The sequence below is a fragment of the Pseudomonas sp. FFPRI_1 genome, assembly GCF_055384485.1.
Genome location: NZ_AP029168.1, coordinates 3,718,682 through 3,739,078, shown reverse-complemented (window position 1 = coordinate 3,739,078; position 20,397 = coordinate 3,718,682). Strand labels below are relative to the sequence as shown.

Below are 20,397 nucleotides of genomic sequence, written 5' to 3'. Positions count from 1 at the left end.
GCCTCCTACTGCACCAAGGGGGAATCGGTACCCTGCAACTGGATCCCGCAAATGTCTGCCGCACCGATCAGGGTCTGCAGGTACTGCACCACCGCCTTCTGCCACACGCCCTGTTGCAACTGGGTGCGGATCGCCGTGGCGACGGCCTCATAGGGCAGTGGCTGGCCTTCGATGCGCTGATCGATGCTCAGCACATGCCAGCCATAGCGGCTTTCCAGCGGTTGCTCGGCCAGCCCCGGCGCCAGGGTGAACAACTGGCGCTCCAGCTCCGGCACGGTCTGGCCCTTGCTGATCTGGCCCAGCTCCCCCCCCTGCGCCTTCGACGGGCAGGCCGAGTACTGCAGTGCCAGCTCGGCAAACTGTTCCGGGAAGCGCCTCAGGCGCTCCTGGAGCATCTCGGCCTGCACCAGCGCCAGGCTGCGCGCTTCGGCATCATCCGGGGCGCACTCGAGCAGAATGTGCCGCACTGCCAGCAACGGTGCGCTGTGAAAGCGCCCTCGGTTGCGGTCGTAATAACGCTGGCAGGTGGCTTCGTCACACCCAGGCACTTGCACCTCGCGCTCCAGCAGCAAACGGGTCGCAGCCTCCTCCTGGTTCTCCCCGGCGCCGACCTGCAACTGCAGCCCCAGTGCGGCGATCCGCTGCTGCAGCAGCTCGCGTATCACCAGGGCGCGAGCCGCCATGAACATCGCCTCCTGGCGATCGGCGGCCGGGTGGTATTGCAGTTCCTGGGCCAGTGCCTCAGGGCTGATCGGCACCTGATTGACACTGATGATCGGCCATTGCTGTTCACTGCTGGCGATCAGTTGCGCTGGGTTTTCCAGCACGGGCACAGCGGCCTCGACGACCACCGGCTCCTGGCGCGAAGACGCGCAGCCAACGCCGCCGCCACTACCGCCGCCACATCCACATCCGCTTGACATGATTGCCTCCTCAAACTTTCTGCCGAACGATCTGATAGCGTCGTCCCAGGTACCAGATCGGTGCGCTGACGATGTGCACCAGACGGGTGAACGGGAACAGCACGAACAGCGTCAGGCCAAGGAATACGTGCAGCTTGTACACCAGGCTGACCGGGGCGATGGCCGCTGCCGCCGCCACGGGACGCAGCAGCACGGTGTTCTGTGCCCAGTCGGCCAACCTCACCATGACCGATCCGTCCATGTGGCCGGTGGACGCGACGATCGTCAGCAGGCCCAGTACCAGCTGTGCCAGCAGCACCATCAGGATCAGGATGTCCGAGGTGCTGGACGTGGCGCGTACCCGCGCATCGGTCAGCCGTCGATGGATCAGCATCACCAACCCGAACAGGCACACCAGGCCGAAGAAGCCACCTGAGACCATCGCCAGCAGTTGCTTGTGTTCGGTACTGATCACCGAGTGATAGACCGAGGCGGGTGTCAGCAGGCCGACGAAGTGCCCGGCCAGCACGAACAGCACGCCAATATGGAAGCAGTTGCTCGCCACGCGCATGCCACGCCCGGACAGCATCTGGCTGGAGCCGGCCTTCCAGGTGTACTGGGACAGGTCGAAACGCGCCCAGCTGCCCAGCAGGCAGATCGCCAGGGCTACATAGGGATAGACCCCGAACACCAACAGATTCCACTTAGACATTGTCCACCTCCCCGGCCGGCACGCTGGCCGGCCCTTGATGCTGAAAATCGACCCAGTGCAGCGGCACCGCGCTTTCTTCGCGAGCCTTGCCGGGGGCACTGGGCAGCGAGCCACACCGCTCCTGCTGCTCGGCCTGGAGAAAGTCCACGGCCTCCTCTTCCCAGACCTTGTCCAGGGCTTCAAGTGAGTCGTCCCGCTGCTCGGCCGCCACTTGCTCGCGCAGGTCGGCCACCGCCTGGTGCGGTTCAGCGCCGGAGATCTGCAGCAGGGCCCGGAAACAGCTGGCATAGGCGCTCTCGCGCTCCTCCAGGCGTGCGGCCAGCAAGGCCAGCAGGTGCGCGACGTCGGCCAGGCCCTCGCGGGCCTCGAGGCTTTCCCGGGTCGAGAGGTATTCCAGGTACAGCGGGATGTAGTCCGGCAACTCCTTGACGCCGATGGCAAAGCCCGCCGCCTCATACTGGGCGAGCATGTCGACCATGGCCTGGCCACGGTCCCGCGACTCGCCATGCACATGTTCGAACAACCGCAGCGACAGTGCCCGGCCCCGGCCGAACAGCGCCCCGTAGTGTTCCTGGCCATCCATCAGGTCGTTGCTGCAGATCAGTTCCAGCAGCTCGAACAGCGCCCCGCGCTGATGCGGGCTGATTTCCCGGGACTGGATGATCGCCTGTTCCAGTTCATCGCGACCGGCGACCAGGGCCTCGGTCGGGTAATCGAGCAACAGCGAAATCACTTTGAGAATGCGCATGCTCAGTCCTCCCACAGCTGTACGGTTTTGAGGATGTCGCGGCGGTTGGCCTTCTTCGCGCCGAACAGGTTGGTGTCGGAGCTGCCACTGCAGCCGCTGCCGAAACTGAAGCCGCAACCGGAACGCTCGGCAAAGGCGTCGCTCATGGCCTCTTCACGGTGCGCGCTGGGCACCACGTAGCGGTCTTCGTAGTTGGCGATGGCCAGGTAGCGGTACATTTCCTCGACCTGGCCGACGCTGAGGCCGACGTCTTCGAGCACTTTCAGGTCCTGCACGCCCTCGACCTGTTCCGCCCGCTTGTAGGCACGCATCGCCAGCAGGCGCTTGAGTGCGCGCTTCACCGGTTTCTCGTCGCCGGCGGTCAGCAGGTTGGCCAGGTAGCGCAGCGGGATACGCAGACTGTCGACATCCGGGATCACCCCGCTCATGCCCACGGTACCCGCGGCGGCGGCGTTCTGGATCGGTGACAGCGGTGGCACGTACCAGACCATCGGCAGGGTGCGGTATTCCGGGTGCAGTGGCAGCGCCAGCTTCCAGTCGACGGCCATCTTGTACACCGGCGAACGTTGCGCGGCGTCGATCACCGACTGCGGCACGCCATCCTCCAGGGCCTGACGGATCACCGCCGGGTCGTTGGGGTCGAGGAAGATCTCCAGTTGCTTCTCGTACAGGTCATGCTCGTTGGCCGTGCTGGCCACGTCACTGATGCGGTCAGCGTCGTACAGCAGCACGCCGAGGTAGCGAATGCGCCCAACGCAGGTTTCGGCGCAGACAGTCGGCATCCCGGCCTCGATCCGCGGGTAGCAGAAAATGCACTTCTCGGACTTGCCGCTTTTCCAGTTGAAGTAGATCTTCTTGTACGGGCAGCCACTGATGCACATGCGCCAGCCGCGGCACTTCTCCTGGTCGATCAGGACAATGCCGTCCTCTTCACGCTTGTAGATCGCCCCGCTCGGGCACGCGGCCGCGCAAGCCGGGTTCAGGCAGTGCTCGCACAGGCGCGGCAGGTACATCATGAAGGTGTTTTCGTACTCGCCGTAGATGTCCGCCTGAATCTGATCGAAGTTCCTGTCCTTGCGGCGCTTGGCAAACTCGCTGCCCAGGATCTCTTCCCAGTTCGGCCCCCACACGATCTTCTCCATGCGCTTGCCGGACACCAGCGAACGCGGGCGTGCGGTGGGCTGGTGCTGCCCCAGGGGCGCGGTGTGCAGGTGCTGGTAGTCGAAGTCGAACGGCTCGTAGTAGTCATCTAGGCCCGGCAGGTCGGGGTTGGCGAAGATGTTCGCCAGCACCCGGAACTTGCCGCCGATGCGCGGGCTGATGCTGCCGTTACTGTTGCGCGCCCAGCCGCCCTTCCATTTGTCCTGGTTTTCCCATTCTTTCGGATAACCTACCCCAGGCTTGCTTTCGACGTTGTTGAACCAGGCGTACTCCATGCCCTCGCGGCTGGTCCAGACGTTCTTGCAGGTGATCGAACAGGTGTGGCAGCCGATGCATTTGTCCAGGTTCAGGACCATGCCAATTTGTGAGCGAATCTTCATCACAGCACTCCTTATTCCATCGCGCCCGACAGCGGACGGGGCAACTCATCGCCACGCGAGCCGTCGAGCCAGTCGACCTTGGCCATCTTGCGCACCACGACGAACTCATCGCGGTTGCAGCCGACCGTGCCGTAATAGTTGAAGCCGTAGGCCTGTTGGGCATAACCGCCAATCATGTGGGTCGGCTTGAGCACCACTCGGGTCACCGAGTTGTGGTGGCCGCCTCGGGTCTTGGTGGTTTCCGAGCCCGGCACGTTCACGATCCGTTCCTGGGCGTGGTACATCATCACCATGCCTTCCTTGACCCGCTGGCTGACCACCGCGCGGGCCGTCAGGGCACCGTTGACGTTGAAGCACTCGACCCAGTCGTTGTCCTCGATACCGGCCTGCTGCGCGTCGATCTCCGACAGCCAGACGATCGGTCCGCCGCGGCTCAGGGTGAGCATCAGCAGGTTGTCGCTGTAGGTGCTGTGGATGCCCCATTTCTGGTGCGGAGTGATCCAGTTCAGGACGATCTCGGGGTGGCCGTTGCTGCGCTTGTCCTTCACCCCGGCAATGGTCTGGGTGTTGACCGGTGGCCGGTAGCTCATCAACTGCTCACCGAAGGCCTGCATCCATGGGTGGTCCTGGTAGAACTGCTGGCGGCCGGTGATGGTGCGCCACGGGATGTTCTCGTGGACGTTGGTGTAGCCGGCGTTGTAGCTGACGTGATCGTCTTCAAGGCCTGACCAGGTCGGGCTGGAGATGATCTTGCGCGGCTGGGCCTGGATGTCGCGGAAACGAATGGCCTCGTGCGCCTTGGGCAGCGCCAGGTGACTGTGGTCGATGCCGGTGAAGGCCGACAATGCCGCCCACGCCTTGACCGCCACATGCCCGTTGGTTTCCGGCGCCAGGGACAGGATCACTTCAGCGGCGTCGATCGCGGTATCGATCTTCGGCCGGCCCTGGCTGATCCCGGCAGCGGTCTCGCGGTAGTTCAGTTCGCCAAGGAACTGCACTTCCTCATCGGTGTTCCAGTTGATGCCCTTGCCGCCGTTGCCAAGCTTCTCCAGCAGCGGGCCGAGGGAGGAAAATTGCTTGTAGATATTCGGGTAGTCACGTTCGACCACCTGCAGGTTGGGCGCATTCTTGCCAGGCTGCGGGGCAACGCCGGCGGTTTTCCAGTCGCTGCCGCCGAACGGCTGGGCCAGCTCACCAACGCTGTCATGCATCAGCGGCACGGTGACCAGATCCTGCTCGACGCCCAGGTGCCCTTCGGTCATGCGCGAAAAGGCCTTGGCGATGCCCTTGTAGATTTCCCAGTCCGAACGCGATTCCCAGGCCGGGTCGATGGCGGCCGACAACGGATGGATGAAGGGATGCATGTCCGAGGTGTTCATGTCGTCCTTCTCGTACCAGGTCGCGGTCGGCAGGACGATGTCGGAATACACGCAGGTCGAGGACATGCGAAAGTCCAGGGTGGTCACCAGGTCAAGCTTGCCAATGGCGCCCTCGTCGACCCACTCGGCCTCGCTCGGCTTGCATTCGGCACTGTGGCCGATGTCTTCGTTCATCACCCCGTTCCGGGTGCCCAACAGGTACTTGAGCATGTACTCGTGGCCCTTGCCGGAGGAACCCAGCAGGTTGGACCGCCAGATGAACAGGTTGCGCGGGAAGTTCGCCGGGTTGTCCGGCTGTTCGCAGGCAAAGCGCAGGCTGCCGTCCTGCCAGCCCTTGAGCACGTAGTCCTTGGGCTCCATGCCAGCGGCAGCGGCGTCACGGCAGACATGCAGCGGGTTGCGGTTGAGCTGCGGTGCGCTGGGCAGCCAGCCGGCACGTTCGGCGCGGATGTTGTAGTCCAGGGCGTGCTCGGGAAACTGGCTCTTGTCAGCCAGCGGCGAGAGCACGTCGTGCATGCTCATCTTCTCGTGGCGCCATTGCGAACTGTGGGCGTAGAAGAAGCTGGTGCCGTTCATCTGCCGTGGCGGACGGTTCCAGTCCAGGCCAAAGGCCAGTGGCAGCCAGCCGCACTGCGGACGGAGCTTTTCCTGGCCGACGTAGTGAGCCCAGCCACCGCCGGTCTGGCCAACGCAACCACAGAGCATGAGCATGTTGATCAGCCCACGGTAGTTCATGTCCATGTGGTACCAGTGATTCATCGCCGCGCCGACGATGATCATCGAGCGGCCCCGGGTCTTGTCGGCGTTGTCGGCGAACTCGCGGGCGATCTGGATGGCCTTTTCACGGCTGACGCCGGTGATCGCTTCCTGCCAGGCCGGCGTGCCCGGCACGCTGGCGTCGTCATAGTCCCTGGCCACATTGCTGCCACCCAGGCCACGGTCGATGGCCAGGTTGGCGGCCGACAAGTCGAACACGCTGGCCACCTTGGCTACGCTGCCGTCGGCCAGGGTCACACTGTGCACCGGCACCCGGCGAAACTGCACGGCGTCGCCGGCAACGTGCTGGAAGTGCTCGTGGCTTTCACCGGCAAAGTACGGGAAGGCCACTTCGGCGACCTCATTGCCGATCAGGCTCAGCTTCAGGTCGATCGCCCGACCTTCACCGCCCTCCTTGGCGAGGATGTTCCACTTGCCCTGCTCACCCCAGCGATAGCCGATGGAGCCTTGCGGCGAGACCAGCTCGCCGCTCTCGTCGAGTGCAATGGTCTTCCACTGCGGATTGTTGTCCTGGCCGAGGTTGCCGGTGAGGTCCGAGGCCCGCAGGAAACGATCCGGCTGGAATCCGGCTCCCGGTGCGAAGCCGGTCACCGGCTTGAGCATCACCAGCACCGGCAAGTCGGTGTAGCGCTTGACGTAGTCGGTGAAGTAGGCGCTCGGTCGATCCAGGTGAAATTCCTTGAAGATCACATGGTTGAAGGCCTGGGCCAGGGCTGCGTCAGTGCCCTGCTTGGGGTTCAACCACAGGTCGGTGAGCTTGGCCACTTCCGAATAGTCGGGGGTGATGGCCACGGTCTTGGTGCCCTTGTAGCGGACCTCGGTGAAGAAGTGCGCATCCGGGGTTCGGGTCTGCGGAACGTTCGAACCCCAGGCGATGATGTAGTTGGAGTTGTACCAGTCGGCCGACTCCGGCACGTCGGTCTGCTCGCCCCAGACCATTGGCGAAGCCGGTGGCAGGTCGCAGTACCAGTCGTAGAAACTCAGGCATACGCCGCCGATCAGCGACAGATAGCGCGAGCCTGCGGCGTAGCTGACCATGGACATGGCCGGGATTGGCGAGAACCCCACCACCCGGTCCGGCCCGTATTGCTTGACGGTATAGACGTTGGCGGCAGCGATGATCTCGTTGACCTCATCCCAGTGGGAGCGAATGAAGCCCCCCATGCCGCGCTTGCTCTTGTACGACTCGGCCTTGGCCGGGTCCTCGACAATGCTTGCCCAGGCCTCGACCGGTGCCAGGGTCTGGCGCGCCTCACGCCATAGCTTGAGCAGCGGTTTGCGAATCTTCGGGTACTTGAGCCGATTGGCACTGTAGATGTACCAGCTGTAGCTGGCGCCACGGGGGCAGCCCCGCGGCTCATGGTTGGGCAGGTCATTGCGCGTGCGCGGGTAGTCGGTCTGCTGGGTTTCCCAGGTGATCAGACCGTTCTTCACGTAGATCTTCCACGAACAGGAGCCGGTGCAGTTCACTCCATGGGTGGAACGCACGATCTTGTCGTACTGCCAGCGCGAACGGTAGACGTTCTCCCAGTCGCGGGACTCCTTGCGAGTTTCCCCGTGGCCCTGGGAAAACTCGCCTTGCTTGCGGTTGAAGAACCGCAGTTGATCGAGCAGATGACTCATGATGCTTTCCTCTCAGGCTTGCTGTGGGGTTCTGTGCCCCATCCAGGCAACAGTTGGATTCGGGTCATGTCAGCAGGGGGTTTCGGCACCCTTGCGGGCGTACCACCACCAGGTCACGACAATGCAGCTCAGGTAGAAACCCACGAACATGTAGAACGCCATCGCCGGGCTGCCGGTCAGGGTCATGGAGCTGCCGAAGGTCTTGGGAATGAAGAAGGCGCCGAAGGCCCCCATGGCCGAGCTGAAACCGAGCACTGCGGCCGACTCCTTGCCGGCATCGCGGATCGCCTGTTCGCGAGCCGCAGCGCCTTTGCCGCTGGCGGCCCGCTCATGCAGGGTGCGGAAGATCACCGGGATCATGCGGAAGGTCGAACCGTTGCCGATGCCGGTGGTGATGAACAGCAACATGAACATGCCGAGAAAGCCGTAGAAGTTGCCGCTTGTACCCGGCTGCGGTATGAACCCCAGCACGCCGAAGACCATCGCGATCATCAGGACGAAGTTCCACAGGGTTACCCGGGCGCCCCCCAGCTTGTCTGCCAGCCAGCCACCCAGGGGGCGCACCAGCGCCCCGACCAGCGGGCCGAGAAAGGCGAAGGTCAAGGCGTTGACCTGGGGAAAGGCAGTCTTGATCAGCAGCGGGAAGGCCGCCGAAAAACCGATGAACGAACCGAAGGTGGCCAAGTACAGCCAGCACATCAGCCAGTTGTGCTTGCGTTTGAAGATCACCGCCTGTTCGCTGAACGAGGCCTTGGCGCTGGACAGATCGTTCATGCCGAACCAGGCCAGCAAGGTCACGATGATGATGAAGGGGACCCAGATGAAGCCGGCATTCTGCAGCCACAGCTGGCCACCGTCCGCCAGCACCTGGGGCTGCCCGCCCAGCATTCCGAACAGGCCGAAGGTGATGGCCAGCGGCACACAGAACTGCATCACCGAGACACCGAGGTTGCCCAGGCCGGCATTCAGGCCCAGGGCCGTGCCCTGCTGCGACTTGGGATAGAAGAAGCTGATGTTGGACATGCTCGAGGCAAAGTTGCCACCCCCCAATCCGCAGAGCAGCGCGATCATCACGAACACGCTGTAGGGGGTGTTCGGATCCTGCACGGCAAAGCCCATCCACAGCGACGGGATCAGCAGCGACGCTGTGCTCAGGGCCGTCCAGCGCCGGCCGCCGAAGATCGGCACCATGAACGAGTAGAACACCCGCAAGGCAGCCCCGGAGAGCCCCGGCAGCGCTGCCAGCCAGAACAGCTGGTCGGTGGTGAAGCTGAAGCCGATGGCATTGAGGCGCACGATCACCGTGCTCCACACCATCCACACGGCAAAGGCCAGGAGCAGTGCAGGAATCGAGATCCACAGGTTGCGGGCCGCGGTCTTCTTGCCGCTGCGCCCCCAGAACGCGGGATCTTCCGGGCGCCAGTCGTGAATCACCGGGCCTTTGTCAGGGGTGTTAAGAACCGACATGTTCTTCTCCTTGGGTCAGGCTGGAAAACGGATACGAGGTCGCCGGCCGCTGCTTGCCCAGCAGCGGTCGCTTGCGGATTTCGCTGAGGTACATCCAGGTGAGCGACACCCAGACCACGCCGTACATCAGCATGAAACAGGAGGAGCGCACGCCGGTGAGGTCGACCAGGGCGCCGAACAGGATCGGCAGGATGAAGCCGCCCAGGCCTCCGGCCAGGCCGACGATGCCGGAGACCGCGCCCATGTTCTGCGGGTAGTCGCTGGCGATGTACTTGAATACCGAGGCCTTGCCGAAAGCGAAGGCGATCCCCATGACGAACAGCAGCACGGTGAACAGTGCCGGACTCAGGCCGATGTGGAAATCCACCGGGCCATTGACGGTCTGCACCTGCAACTGGGTTTGTGGATACGACAGCAGGAACAGGCAGATCCAACTGACCCACAGCACCCACCAGGTGACGCTCTGGGCGCCCCAGCGATCCGACATCCAGCCGCCGACGGCACGCAGCACGCCACCCGGCAGAGAGAAGCAGGCGGCTAGCAGCGCAGCGCTTTGCAGGTTGAAGCCGTATTCCTCGACGTAGTACTGGGTCATCCACAGGGCCAGGGCTACATAGCCGCCGAACACGATCGAGTAGTACTGGCAATAGCGCCACACCGCCGGCTCGGACAAGGCCTTGAGCTGCTCGCCGAGACTCGCCCCGGCGACGCTGCGATGGGCCTTGTTCTCGGCGCTGAGGAACCAGAACAGCAAGGCGGTAATGAACAGGATGGCGCTGAAGACTTTCGGCACCAGCTGCCAGCTGCCCGCGGCAATCAGTGCTGGAGCGAGAAACTTGGTGACCGCGGCGCCTGCGTTGCCAGCGCCGAAGATGCCCATGGCCAGGCCCTGGTTGTCCTGCTCGAACCACTTGGCGACATAGGCGATGCCCACCGAGAACGAACCACCGGCCAACCCCACGAACAGCCCCAGTACCAGGAACTGCCAATAGGCGGTGGCGTGGCTGATCAGGTACAGCGGCAGCACGCAGGACAGCATCAAGAGGAAGAACACGCTGCGCCCGCCGAAGCGATCGGTGAGCATTCCCAGCGGCAGGCGCACCAGCGAACCGGTGAGCACCGGCGTCGCGGCCAACAGGCCGAACTGGGTTTCGTTCAGGTGCAGCAGTTCCTTGATCGGCACGCCGAGCACGGCAAACATCATCCAGACCATGAAACAGACAGTGAAAGCCAGCGTACTCATGCCCAGTACCAGGCCTTGGCGTATTCGCGGTTGAGTCATAAGGGGCCTCCAGTCGTTAGCTATGGCCGCAGACTAGAGAGGCAAACCCCGGAAAAACTTGACCCTGATCAATGAACGCCAGGCGCCTCCATGCCTATGCTTGCGCCGCCTACCTCCAACGAGGTAGAGCCAAAAAACCTCTAAACCCTTTGTTTATCAGGGTCTTGCCGGGTTTCCTCGGGGCATCGCCAGGAAAATGACCGTTGCAAACTCTTTAGAGGTAGAGCGCCAGGGAACGGCTGCGGAACAATCAGCTGGCACACCCTGGAGCACCCCATGCGCCGTTTCCCCCTTCCCGCCCCTGGCCGTCGTCCATGATCGGCTGGCTGCGCAGTTCCTTGCCCGCGCGCGCGGGGCTGGCGGTGATCCTGATCACCGTGCTGGCCCTCGCCAGCTCCCTCAGCGCCGGGCTGATCGCCTGGTTCAGCCAGGGCGACGCGGCGGCGATCAACACCGCAGGCTCGGTGCGCATGGAAACCTACCACCTGAGTTGGAAACTCGCCGCCGGTGCCGGTGAAGCGGAAATCCGCCTGATCAGCGATAGCCTGCAGCAGCGCCTCAATAGCCCGGCCCTGAAGGCGGTACTCGAAGACGGCAACAACGCCGCGCTGCAGACCAGCTACCAACAGTTGCAGACCTACTGGCGCCAGACCCTGCTCGCGGCCTTGCACAACCGCGACGCCGCAGGCTTTCAAGCCAGCGCCCAAGCCTTCGTCGACCAGCTCAACCAGTTCGTCAGCCTGCTGCAGCAGCAGAACGAACATAAGCAGAGCTGGCAGCAGGTAATCCAGGGAGCCGCGCTGTTCACCACCATGATCATCCTGCTGTTTGGCCTGTACGAGCTGCAGTACGGCGTGATCACCCCACTCAAGGAGTTGGTGGACGCGACTCAGCGTTTTCGCTGCGGCGAGTTCCAGACCCGGGTCAATCACCAGTCCGCAGACGAGCTCGGCCAGTTGGCCACCAGCTTCAACGCCATGGCCGAAACGATCGAAGAGTCCCATCGCACCCTGGAAACCCAGGTGCGGCAAAAAACCCTCAACTTGCAACAGGCCAACGCTGCCCTCGAACTGCTGTACCAAAGCAGTCGCAGCCAGGCCACCCGCCTGGCCAATGCCGAAGGCCTCGATGAGCTGATCCGCCGCTTCCAGCAGCGCCTGCCAGGCTTGCGCCTGTCGCTGTGCCTGCACGGCCAGGTACAGGCACCGGCCTCGCAGTTGCTCATGTTGCATGGCACCGACAGCCGCAAGATCTGCGCCAGCAGCGACTGCGCCAGTTGCCAGCGCCACCCGCGCAGCCATAGCCAGACCTTCAGCATCAGCAACCAGGGCAGCACCCTGGGCGAGCTCAAGGCGCACTTCATCGATGGCCAGGAGCCGCAAGCCTGGGAGACCGAGCTGATCCAGGCCCTGGCCAACCTGATCGGCACCTCGCTGTCCCTCAAGCGCCAACGCGAACAGGATCATCGGCTGGTGCTGCTGGAGGAACGCGCGATCATCGCCCGCGAACTGCACGATTCCCTGGCGCAGGCGTTGTCCTACATGAAGCTGCAAGTCAGCCGCATGCAAACCCTGCTGCGCCGTGGCGAGCCGGTGGCGACTCTGGAGGTCGTCACTGGCGAGCTGCGCGAGGGGCTGAACACCGCCTACCGGCAACTGCGTGAATTGCTCACCACCTTTCGCCTGCAGATCCACGATGCCGGGCTGGTACAGGAACTCAAGGACACGGCCGAGGAGTTCTCCCGCCGCGGCGAATTCCAGGTGCACCTGCATGTGGATAGCCTGGCCTTCGAACTCTCGGCCAGCGAGCAGATCCACCTCTTGCAGATCACCCGCGAGGCCCTGTCCAACTGCCTGCGCCATGCCCACGCAGAGAACGCCTGGCTGGAACTGCGCCAGAACGGTGAACGTGTCTACCTGTCGATCGAGGATGACGGACGCGGCTTCAGCGGCACCCACGACCTGCGCGAACACCACGGCCTGAATATCATGGATGAGCGGGCGCGCAGCCTGCGCGGGCAATTGCAGATCTTTTCCCGCACGCCGCAAGGCACCCTGGTACGGATGGAATTTCGCCCGGAGTTCTTCGGGCACCTGACAGAAGGCAATCCCTCATGACCCCCTCCCCGCGCTACCGGATCCTGCTGGTGGACGACCACCCAATGATGCGTCGCGGCATTCGCCAGATGCTCGAACTGGAAGACGACTTCGAGATTGTCGGCGAAGCCAGCCATGGCGAAGAGGCCCTGGCCCTGATCGAACCGTCGCGCCCCGACCTGGTGCTGCTGGACAACAACATGCCGCAGATGAACGGCATTGAAACCCTGCGCCATCTGCGCAGCCTGAACTTTGCCGGCAAGGTCCTGCTGTTCACCGTGTCCGATGCCGAAGACGATATCCGCGACGCGCTTCGGCTAGACGCCGACGGCTACCTGCTCAAGGACATGGAACCGGAGCTGCTGATCCCCTACATCCGCGACGCCATGAACGGTGCCCTGGTAATCAGCCCGGGGCTGACCCGGGTCATGGCCCAGGCCTTGCGTTCACCACCGCGTCAGTCCGAGGTCGAGCTCACCGAGCGCGAGCGCCAGGTGCTGCGGACCATCGCCGGCGGCTACAGCAACAAGGTCATCGGCCACAAGCTGGGCATCACCGAAGGCACGGTCAAGGTGCATGTGAAGAACCTGCTGCACAAGCTCGGCCTGCGCTCGCGGGTCGAGGCCGCCGTCTGGGCCATGGAGCACTTGCGCCACAACGCCTGACGACGCCTGTGCAGGCCGGCCTGAGCAGCGCGCCTGGCCGGCTAGCCGGGCTGGGCGCCGGGCTCGCTGGCCAGGCCCTTGCCGGCACGCTGCAAAGCGCGCCACAACCCTGGCGGCAGCACCTCTGGATCGAGGCTGTCGATCAGGTTCTTCAGGGCCAGCCCCAGTTCGGTATCGCCCTCGATCACCAGGCGTCGACGGAAAAACAGGGTGTCGGGATCTTCCTCACGGCTGGCCAGCAGCAGGAACTCGCGCCAGTTGCCGCGGACCGTGACATCGGCCCTGGCCTGCCGGGCTATCTGCAGGCCGTCGCGATGCCGGGTCAGGTACCAGGTCAGGTCCAGGTCGACAATGCGCAGGCACAACCAGCGTCCGCGCAGCAGTTCGAACTCACCGTCGGCCAGGGGCTCGGCCAGGCAGCGCTTGAGCATCTGCTCCAGGGCCAGCCGCTGCAGGCTGAACGGCACCCGGCGCAGCAGCGGCAACACCCGCTCGGCGCCCTTGAGCAGCCACGGTCCATGGTTCAGCACAGCCCCACCTCCTCTACCCGCAGCATGCCCGCCTGGCCATGCCAATAGCCGTTGCAGCCGTCGACGAACAACGGCGGCGCGGCGCCCTGGCACACCCGGGCGAAAGCCTCGATCACCTCGGGCATGCCCTCGGCACGGGGGCTCAGGCGCAGCAGATCGGCGCCGCAAGCCACCAGCCCCGGATAGTCGGCCAGCAGGTTGGTGACCTCGGCCGACAGGGTCTGGATGCCATTGAGGGTGAACAGCGCCTGGCCCTCCTGACTGCTCAGGGCCAGGCCGTCGGGGTGCTTGATGCAGCAGAACTGGCAATCGTCCTTGGGCCGGTTTTCCGCCCGAGCGGTAAAGCAGCGCGCCGAATAGGCCAGCGGCAGGTGGCCATAGGCGAACACCTCGACCTCGGGCAACGCCCGGCCCTGGCCGGCGAGCTGGTCGAGCACCGCGCGGATCAGCGTCGCCGAACACTCCACGGGCGGCACCCAGCGGATCATCCCGCAGTCCTGCAGCTTGGCCAGGGCATGGCCGTTGTACAGGTTCAGCGCTGGGCCTGCCACGAACGGCAGCTTGCGCTCGACGAGGAACTGCACCGCGCCCATGTCGTTGGCCTCCACCAGCCACTGGCCGTTATCACACAGGCGGCGCAGGCTCGACAGCTCGGAGGCGGCCTCGATCAGGGTCAGGCTCGACAGCACGATCTGCGCCGAACCGGCTTCCTGCAGCTCGCGGCCCAGGCCCAGCCACTGGTCCAGGTTCAGCGCCCGGCGCTTGGAGCACACGGTCTCCCCCAGGTAGATCGTCTCCAGCGGCAGGCTGGCCATCTGGCCATAGAATTGCGTCAATCGTTGCTTGTCCCAGTAGAAGAGCACGGGGCCCAGGCTGAGTTTCATTGCACATCCCTCATTGCCATGAACGGTGATAGGCACCCAGGGTGGTCTGGCTGCCTTCGGAAAGACCGGCCAGCACCCGGCGCCACTGGTCCTTGACCGCGAAGCGTTGCGGCGCCAGACGGTGGGCGTCCAGCGCTGCGCGCCAGACCTGGGTGACCTGCTCGACATAGGCCGGGCTGCGCTGGCGCCCTTCGATCTTCACTGCCTGCACACCGATCGCCGCGAGCTCCGGCAGCAGGTCGAGGGTGTCGAGGCTGGTGGGTTCTTCCAGGGCATGGAAGCGTTTGCCGCCGACCATGAAACGCCCCTTGCACAGGGTCGGGTAGCCCGCCGGCTCGTCGGCGCCGTAGCGGTCGATCAGCACCTCGCTCAGGCGCGCACTCAGGCCCTCGGCATCCTCGCTCCAGCGCACCGCCTTGGCCGGCGAGCAGACGCCGCACAGGTTCGGCGACTCGCCGGTGACATAGGAAGACAGGTGGCAACGCCCCTCGGCCATGATGCACAGGCTGCCGAAGGCGAACACCTCGATGGGCACCGCGCTGTTGACCGCCACCTGGCGCACCTGGGCCAGGGACAGCACCCGCGGCAACACCGCGCGGCGGATGTTGTAGTGCTCGGAGTAGAACGCCAGGGCAGCGGCATTGGTGGCCGAGCCCTGCACCGACAGGTGCAGGCTCAGGTGCGGATGGCGCTGGGTGGCATAACCCAGCACTCCGGGGTCGGCGGCGATCAGGGCATCCACGCCATGGTCGGCGGCGCGATCCACCGCCCGCTGCCAGCGCTCCCAGCCCTGGGGCTGGGGATAGGTGTTGACCGCCACATAGAGCTGGCGCTGGTGCTGGCGGATATGGGCGACGGCGGCGTCGAACTGCTTGTCGTCCATGTTCAGCCCAGCAAAATGCCGGGCATTGGTGTCATCGCGAAAACCGACGTAGACCGCATCGGCGCCTTGGCGCACCGCAGCCTTGAGTGCAGGCAGGTTGCCTGCCGGACAGACCAGTTGCATGGGCATTCCTCTTCAAAGGACCTGCTCCACTCGCCTGTCGTGCAGACCGCGAGCAGGCCCGGAGCGCTGGAGAAAGCGCTGCCAGTCTAGCCAGGGCCCCCGCGGGCACCTTGACCATAATCAACCGCGCTCACTGCATCAGCTCGGCAAACGACAGGAACTGCACCTTGTCCTGCCGCTGCAGCCGTTGTTCGCACTCCACCAGCGCCAGGCCATCGGCCCAGCAGGCAGCACTGAGCATCGCCGAGCTTTGCTGCGGGTGCAGTTGCACGCTGCAGCCCCCCGTACCATCGGCCACCAGCCGGGCGCGCAGGTACTGGCGGCGCCGGTTGGCCTGCAGCCAGTCGAAACCGGCCGGCAGGCCAACCGGCTGTGGCAATACATCGCGCCGGCCCTGGGCGCGCAGCAGGAACGGGCGCAGCACCACCAAGGCGGTGATCAGCGCCGCTGCCGGGTTGCCCGGCAGGCCGAACCAGGGCTTGCCCGCCACCCGGCCAAAGGCCAGGGGCTTGCCGGGCTGGATCGCCAGGCGCCAGAAATCCACCTGCCCCAGCTCCTGGATCGCCTGCTTGAGATGATCCTCCTCGCCCACCGAGACCCCGCCGGAGGTCAGCAGCAGATCGCACTCCTGCGCCGCCAGGTACAGGGCCTGCTGGCTGGCCTGGAGTTCATCGGCCATGGCGCCGTAGTCGTGCACCTGGACACCCCAGCCTTGCAGCAGCGCCGACAGGCAATAGCGATTGCTGTTGTAGATCTGCCCCGGAGCCAACGGCTGGCCGGGCTCACGCAACTCGTCACCGCTGCTCAACACACCGACCCGCAGCGGCCGGTAGACCTCGACCCAGTTCACCCCACAGGCTGCCAGCAGGCCCAGTTCCTGGGCCCGCAGGCGCTTGCCGGCGGGCAGCAGCAGATGGCCCTGGCGCACCTCTTCGCCGGCCTTGCGCACGTGCTCGCCACCCCTGACCGCTGGCAGCCACAGCTGTTGGCCTTCGACCCGGCACAGTTCCTGGGGCACCACCGTGTCGGCGCCCGGCGGCAAGGGCGCCCCGGTGAAGATGCGCAGCGCCTGTCCGGGCAGCAAGGCCCTGGTCGCCGGCTGGCCCGCGGCGATGCGCCCGGCCAGGGTCAGGCAGCCGCCAGTGGCCGGCAGGTCGGCCGCGCGCAAGGCGTAACCGTCCATGGCGCTGTTGTCCCAGCCGGGCAACTGGCGCGGGGCATGGATAGCTGCCCCCAGTACCCGGCCCAGGGCCTGGTCCAGGGCCAGGCCATGCACCTGCGGTGGGCCGGGCGCACGCTCGAGCAAGTGAGCGATGGCCAGGTCCACCGGCATCAGCGCGCCGCTGTTGCAGGGGCTGGCGTTCATGGTCGTGCCTCACATGCCTCGACCGCCGTGCCGGGTTGCGGCTTGAGATGGGGGGCGAAGTTGCACGGGCCGGTGCGGCTGTCCAGTTGGTTGTGCAGGATCTGCGTCCAGGCGGTGCGGCACGCCCCGGGCGAACCGGGTACGCAGCACACCAGCACGGCGTTGCTGACTCCGGCCAGGGCCCGGGATTGCAGGGTCGACATGCCGATCTCTGCCAGGGACACCTGGCGAAACAGCTCGCCGAACCCTTCCACATGCTTGTCCAGCAGCGGCAGCACCGCTTGCGGCGTGTTGTCCCGAGCAGTGAAGCCGGTGCCGCCGGTGGTCAGCACCACCTGCACCCTGGGGTCGGCGATCCAGCGCGAGAGCGTGGCGCGGATCTGGTAGATGTCATCCTTGACCAGATCACGCTCCACCAGCACATGGCCGGCGGCCTGCAACAGGTCGACCAGGGTCTGTCCGGAACTGTCGGTATCGAAGGTGCGGGTATCGCTGATGGTCAGCACCGCGATATTCAAGGGCTGGAAACTGCGTTGCGACAAATGGGCCATGACCAGGGTCTCCTCTGGCGGGGGGATGGGGAATGGGTCCAAGCCTGGACCCAAAGCTGCGCTGAACCCATCCCTCCTTGGAGGTACCTCCGGGGGTGCGACTCAAGGTGCCAGGCGCCGGCGTCGCCACTGGCCGTCCTGGCGGCGGTAGTCGAGACGGTCATGCAGGCGGTCGGCGCGCCCCTGCCAGAACTCCAGCCGCTCGGGCCGCAGGCAATAGCCGCCCCAGTGCTCGGGACGGTGCAGGGGCTCGTCGACAAAGCGGCGGATGGTCTGGGCCCGGCCAGAAGAAGGTCATGGCGGCATGGGGATTGGCGGCCAGCTCCAGGCCCTTGGCGCTCAGGTAATTGCCGAAGAAGGTGAAGCCCTCGTGGTTCACGCCCTTGAGCAACAGCACCCGGCAGTGGGGCCGGCCCTCGGGGTCCACCGTCGCCAGGTGCATGCTGTTGGCCTCCACTGGCGGGCTTTCGGTTTCCCGGGCCTGCTCCAGCCACTGGCCGAACATCAGCAGCGGATCGTCCAGCGCGCGCTCTTCGCGCAGGCCACCTAGGGTGTAGTTACGGCGCATCTGGGCAAGGGACAGAGGCATGGCGGTGATCTCCAGGGAAATGACCCGCAGTCTGTAAGGGCCACCCCCGGCGCACCTTGACCGCCATCAACGCAACCGGAGCTATTTGAGCCGCAGGCGCCTGGCCAGCTTGTGCAGGTTGCTCGGGTCCACCGCCAGCAACCGCGCGGCGCCGGCCCAGTTGTCGCCACTCTGGCGCAGGGCCTGAACGATGCACTGGCGCTGGCAGGCATCCACCGCATCGCCGAGGGAGGCCAAAGGCTGCCCCGGTTCGACTGCCTGCTGCGGCGGCTGCGGCAACGCCGTCGCGCTGTCCAGGTCCAGCACCTCGGGTTCCAGGGTGATGATCAGGCTGCGACTGCCATCGCGACTGAGCTGCTTGAGCGCGGCGCGGCCGATCACGTGCTCCAGTTCACGCACGTTGCCCGGCCAGTGGTAGCCCAGCAGCGTGCGCTCGGCCGCCGCCGACAGGCGCAGGCCGCGCAGCCCCAGGCGGGTGCGATTGAGCTCGAGGAAGTGCCCGGCAATCATCAGCACATCGTTGCCACGCTCGCGCAGCGGCGGAATCGGCACCGGGTACACCGACAGCCGGTGATAGAGATCGGCGCGAAATTGGCCATCGCGGATGCTGTCGGGCAAGTGGCGGTTGGTGGCGGCGATGATCCGCACATTGACGTACAGCGGCTTGTCCGCCCCCAGCCGCTGGATCTCGCCATTTTGCAGGGTGCGCAGCAGCTTGGCCTGGACGCTCAGGGGCAGCTCGCCCACCTCATCGAGAAACAGTGTGCCGCCATTGGCCGCGTCGAAGCGCCCGGCACGATCGCTGGTGGCGCCGGAAAACGCGCCCCTGACATGGCCAAACAGCTCGCTCTCGGCCAGGGATTCAGGCAGGGCCGCGCAGTTCACCTGCACCAACGGCTTGTGGCTGCGCCGCGACAGACGATGCAAGCGCCGGGCGAACAGCTCCTTGCCGACCCCGGTTTCCCCCAGCAGCAGCACCGGCAGCTCGGAATCGGCCAGCACATCCAGCTCATTGAGCAATTGGTGCAGTACCTCGCTCTGGCCGAGGATCTCGCCCTCGTCCTGCGGCCGGCGCATATCCGCAGGCTCGCTGCGCGACAGGCGCAGGCTGCGGTTTTCCTGCTCCAGACGGGTGACCCGCACCGCGGCCTCGATCTGCAGGGTGCAGCGCTTGAGCTCGTCCCGAGCATGCGCGTCGAAGGTCCCGGCCTGCAAGGCATCCAGGGTGATCGCGCCCCAGATGCGGCCCTCCACGTACAGGCTGACGCCCATGCAGTCATGCACGGCCAGGGGCTCGCTGAGGGCCGTGTCGAGCAAGCCGTCGTAGGGGTCCGGCAGGCGACTGTCGGGCTCGAACCAGGTGGGCTCGCGCGACGCCATGATCGCCGCCAGGCGGGGGTGCTGGGCAATCACGAAACGCCGGCCGAGGGCTTCGTGCACCAGGCCGACGGTGGCCAGCGGCCGCAGGCTGTCGTCTTCCAGGCGCAGCAGGCCGACCGCGCCGCAGTTGAAGTATTCCCGCAGGGTCTGCACCAGGCGTTGCAACCGCACGGCATTGGGCAACTCGACGATCAGGTCGGCGGCCAGGCTTTCTCGCAACATGGTAGTCCTCACCCTATGTGGTCATATCTACCCGGATGTATCGGGGTGGATTTCACCACACTGCATGAATCGGCCATTGATTCCGCGCAAGTAAAGCTGGCATGGCTGATGCAGCCACCCGGGAAATCCCTACCACAGACCAGGATTTCCCTGATGAACCAGACACAGTCCCCGAGCGAAATCATCGCGCACATTCTGTCGCGTTATCACCAGCGCCACCGCCAGCAGTTGCCGGAACTGATCCACCTGGCCCGCCGGGTGGAGCAGGTGCATGCCGCCGACGACCGCTGCCCCACTGGCCTGGCCGAGCACTTGCAGGGCATGCAGCAGGAACTGGAAGGCCACATGCTCAAGGAGGAACAGGTGCTGTTCCCGATGCTGCAGCGAGGCATGGGACGCCAGGCCTCGGCGCCGATCCAGGTGATGCGCCTGGAGCACGACCAGCATGGCGACGCCCTGGAGCGACTGATGCAACTGACCGACCAGATCACCACCCCGGATGGCGCGTGCAACACCTGGCGCACCCTGTACAGCGGCCTGCAGGAGTTTCGCGACGATCTGCTGGAGCATATCCAGCTGGAAAACGACGTGCTGTTCACCCAGGCCCTGCAATAACCCCCCCGCCCTGCGCCCAAGCGCCCTCCCGCACCGGCCCGCCCCCTGGGGAGCGGGCCGGA

16 protein-coding genes and 1 pseudogene are annotated in these 20,397 nt (G+C 65.2%); 3 read left to right on the top strand and 14 right to left on the bottom strand.

The window, feature by feature from the left end:
• Positions 1 to 5: 5 nt before the first annotated feature.
• The 7 genes from ACZ5BO_RS16725 to ACZ5BO_RS16695 form a co-directional block, all read right to left on the bottom strand.
• Positions 6 to 923 carry a peptidylprolyl isomerase gene (locus tag ACZ5BO_RS16725; protein WP_025129127.1) on the bottom strand — a complete coding sequence of 306 codons (918 nt, stop codon included), beginning with the start codon at positions 921 to 923 and terminating at the stop codon, positions 6 to 8.
• Between the two features lie 10 nt (positions 924 to 933).
• Positions 934 to 1,614, bottom strand: coding sequence for a respiratory nitrate reductase subunit gamma (narI, locus tag ACZ5BO_RS16720; protein ID WP_464701146.1), 681 nt, complete (start codon positions 1,612 to 1,614; stop codon positions 934 to 936).
• Entirely contained in the window at positions 1,607 to 2,362 is a 756-nt protein-coding gene (gene narJ, locus ACZ5BO_RS16715) for a nitrate reductase molybdenum cofactor assembly chaperone (protein ID WP_464701144.1), read from the bottom strand. The genes narI and narJ overlap by 8 nt, the downstream gene beginning before the upstream one ends.
• 2 nt (positions 2,363 to 2,364) lie before the next feature.
• Positions 2,365 to 3,903: a nitrate reductase subunit beta gene (gene narH, locus ACZ5BO_RS16710; RefSeq protein ID WP_025129129.1), complete on the bottom strand. Its 1,539-nt coding sequence runs from the start codon at positions 3,901 to 3,903 to the stop codon at positions 2,365 to 2,367.
• Positions 3,904 to 3,914: 11 nt separating this feature from the next.
• Positions 3,915 to 7,682, bottom strand: coding sequence for a nitrate reductase subunit alpha (locus tag ACZ5BO_RS16705; RefSeq protein WP_464701142.1), 3,768 nt, complete (start codon positions 7,680 to 7,682; stop codon positions 3,915 to 3,917).
• Positions 7,683 to 7,751: 69 nt separating this feature from the next.
• The gene (locus tag ACZ5BO_RS16700; RefSeq protein ID WP_464701140.1) at positions 7,752 to 9,149 is read right to left on the bottom strand and encodes a NarK family nitrate/nitrite MFS transporter; all 1,398 of its coding nucleotides are present in this window, start codon (positions 9,147 to 9,149) and stop codon (positions 7,752 to 7,754) included.
• Positions 9,136 to 10,431 (bottom strand): MFS transporter, encoded by a 1,296-nt coding sequence (locus ACZ5BO_RS16695; RefSeq protein WP_025129132.1) that lies wholly within the window; start codon positions 10,429 to 10,431, stop codon positions 9,136 to 9,138. Before ACZ5BO_RS16695 ends, ACZ5BO_RS16700 begins: the two co-directional genes overlap by 14 nt.
• Positions 10,432 to 10,745: 314 nt before the next feature.
• Between ACZ5BO_RS16695 and ACZ5BO_RS16690 the strand changes: the two genes are divergently transcribed.
• Positions 10,746 to 12,548, top strand: coding sequence for a HAMP domain-containing protein (locus ACZ5BO_RS16690; RefSeq protein ID WP_464701138.1), 1,803 nt, complete (start codon positions 10,746 to 10,748; stop codon positions 12,546 to 12,548).
• On the top strand, positions 12,545 to 13,192 hold the full coding sequence (gene narL, locus ACZ5BO_RS16685) for a two-component system response regulator NarL (protein WP_025129134.1): 648 nt from the start codon (positions 12,545 to 12,547) through the stop codon (positions 13,190 to 13,192). The genes ACZ5BO_RS16690 and narL overlap by 4 nt, the downstream gene beginning before the upstream one ends.
• A gap of 41 nt (positions 13,193 to 13,233) precedes the next feature.
• Here the strand turns inward: narL and ubiT are convergent, their stop codons facing one another.
• The 7 genes and pseudogenes from ubiT to norR all read right to left on the bottom strand — a co-directional run bounded on the left by ubiT (position 13,234) and on the right by norR (position 19,720).
• Complete coding sequence (gene ubiT, locus ACZ5BO_RS16680) at positions 13,234 to 13,722, bottom strand: ubiquinone anaerobic biosynthesis accessory factor UbiT (RefSeq protein ID WP_464701135.1); 489 nt, start codon at positions 13,720 to 13,722, stop codon at positions 13,234 to 13,236.
• Positions 13,716 to 14,606 carry a U32 family peptidase gene (locus ACZ5BO_RS16675; RefSeq protein ID WP_464701133.1) on the bottom strand — a complete coding sequence of 297 codons (891 nt, stop codon included), beginning with the start codon at positions 14,604 to 14,606 and terminating at the stop codon, positions 13,716 to 13,718. Before ACZ5BO_RS16675 ends, ubiT begins: the two co-directional genes overlap by 7 nt.
• A 10-nt stretch (positions 14,607 to 14,616) precedes the next feature.
• A complete protein-coding gene (gene ubiU / locus ACZ5BO_RS16670; RefSeq protein ID WP_464701131.1) occupies positions 14,617 to 15,612 on the bottom strand; it encodes a ubiquinone anaerobic biosynthesis protein UbiU in 996 nt (331 codons plus the stop codon).
• 130 nt (positions 15,613 to 15,742) lie between these two features.
• Complete coding sequence (locus ACZ5BO_RS16665; protein ID WP_464701129.1) at positions 15,743 to 16,978, bottom strand: molybdopterin molybdotransferase MoeA; 1,236 nt, start codon at positions 16,976 to 16,978, stop codon at positions 15,743 to 15,745.
• Positions 16,975 to 17,529, bottom strand: a complete 555-nt coding sequence (gene moaB, locus ACZ5BO_RS16660; protein ID WP_464701127.1) for a molybdenum cofactor biosynthesis protein B — start codon at positions 17,527 to 17,529, stop codon at positions 16,975 to 16,977. Before moaB ends, ACZ5BO_RS16665 begins: the two co-directional genes overlap by 4 nt.
• Before the next feature lie 102 nt (positions 17,530 to 17,631).
• Positions 17,632 to 18,118, bottom strand: a pseudogene (locus ACZ5BO_RS16655) (pyridoxine/pyridoxamine 5'-phosphate oxidase).
• 81 nt (positions 18,119 to 18,199) lie between these two features.
• A complete protein-coding gene (gene norR, locus ACZ5BO_RS16650; RefSeq protein ID WP_464701125.1) occupies positions 18,200 to 19,720 on the bottom strand; it encodes a nitric oxide reductase transcriptional regulator NorR in 1,521 nt (506 codons plus the stop codon).
• Between norR and ACZ5BO_RS16645 the strand changes: the two genes are divergently transcribed.
• Complete coding sequence (locus ACZ5BO_RS16645) at positions 19,673 to 20,335, top strand: hemerythrin domain-containing protein (protein ID WP_464701299.1); 663 nt, start codon at positions 19,673 to 19,675, stop codon at positions 20,333 to 20,335. The two genes, norR and ACZ5BO_RS16645, sit on opposite strands and share 48 nt — an antisense overlap.
• The last annotated feature ends 62 nt before the right edge of the window (positions 20,336 to 20,397 follow it).

Excerpts from the sequence above, each read along its gene's own strand:
- ACZ5BO_RS16725 (WP_025129127.1), bottom strand. The coding sequence starts at position 923 with ATGTCAAGCGGATGTGGATGTGGCGGCGGTAGTGGCGGCGGCGTTGGC.
- narI (WP_464701146.1), bottom strand. The coding sequence starts at position 1,614 with ATGTCTAAGTGGAATCTGTTGGTGTTCGGGGTCTATCCCTATGTAGCC.
- narJ (WP_464701144.1), bottom strand. The coding sequence starts at position 2,362 with ATGCGCATTCTCAAAGTGATTTCGCTGTTGCTCGATTACCCGACCGAG.
- narH (WP_025129129.1), bottom strand. The coding sequence starts at position 3,903 with ATGAAGATTCGCTCACAAATTGGCATGGTCCTGAACCTGGACAAATGC.
- ACZ5BO_RS16705 (WP_464701142.1), bottom strand. The coding sequence starts at position 7,682 with ATGAGTCATCTGCTCGATCAACTGCGGTTCTTCAACCGCAAGCAAGGC.
- ACZ5BO_RS16700 (WP_464701140.1), bottom strand. The coding sequence starts at position 9,149 with ATGTCGGTTCTTAACACCCCTGACAAAGGCCCGGTGATTCACGACTGG.
- ACZ5BO_RS16695 (WP_025129132.1), bottom strand. The coding sequence starts at position 10,431 with ATGACTCAACCGCGAATACGCCAAGGCCTGGTACTGGGCATGAGTACG.
- ACZ5BO_RS16690 (WP_464701138.1), top strand. The coding sequence starts at position 10,746 with ATGATCGGCTGGCTGCGCAGTTCCTTGCCCGCGCGCGCGGGGCTGGCG.
- narL (WP_025129134.1), top strand. The coding sequence starts at position 12,545 with ATGACCCCCTCCCCGCGCTACCGGATCCTGCTGGTGGACGACCACCCA.
- ACZ5BO_RS16675 (WP_464701133.1), bottom strand. The coding sequence starts at position 14,606 with ATGAAACTCAGCCTGGGCCCCGTGCTCTTCTACTGGGACAAGCAACGA.
- ubiU (WP_464701131.1), bottom strand. The coding sequence starts at position 15,612 with ATGCAACTGGTCTGTCCGGCAGGCAACCTGCCTGCACTCAAGGCTGCG.
- ACZ5BO_RS16665 (WP_464701129.1), bottom strand. The coding sequence starts at position 16,978 with ATGAACGCCAGCCCCTGCAACAGCGGCGCGCTGATGCCGGTGGACCTG.
- moaB (WP_464701127.1), bottom strand. The coding sequence starts at position 17,529 with ATGGCCCATTTGTCGCAACGCAGTTTCCAGCCCTTGAATATCGCGGTG.
- norR (WP_464701125.1), bottom strand. The coding sequence starts at position 19,720 with ATGTTGCGAGAAAGCCTGGCCGCCGACCTGATCGTCGAGTTGCCCAAT.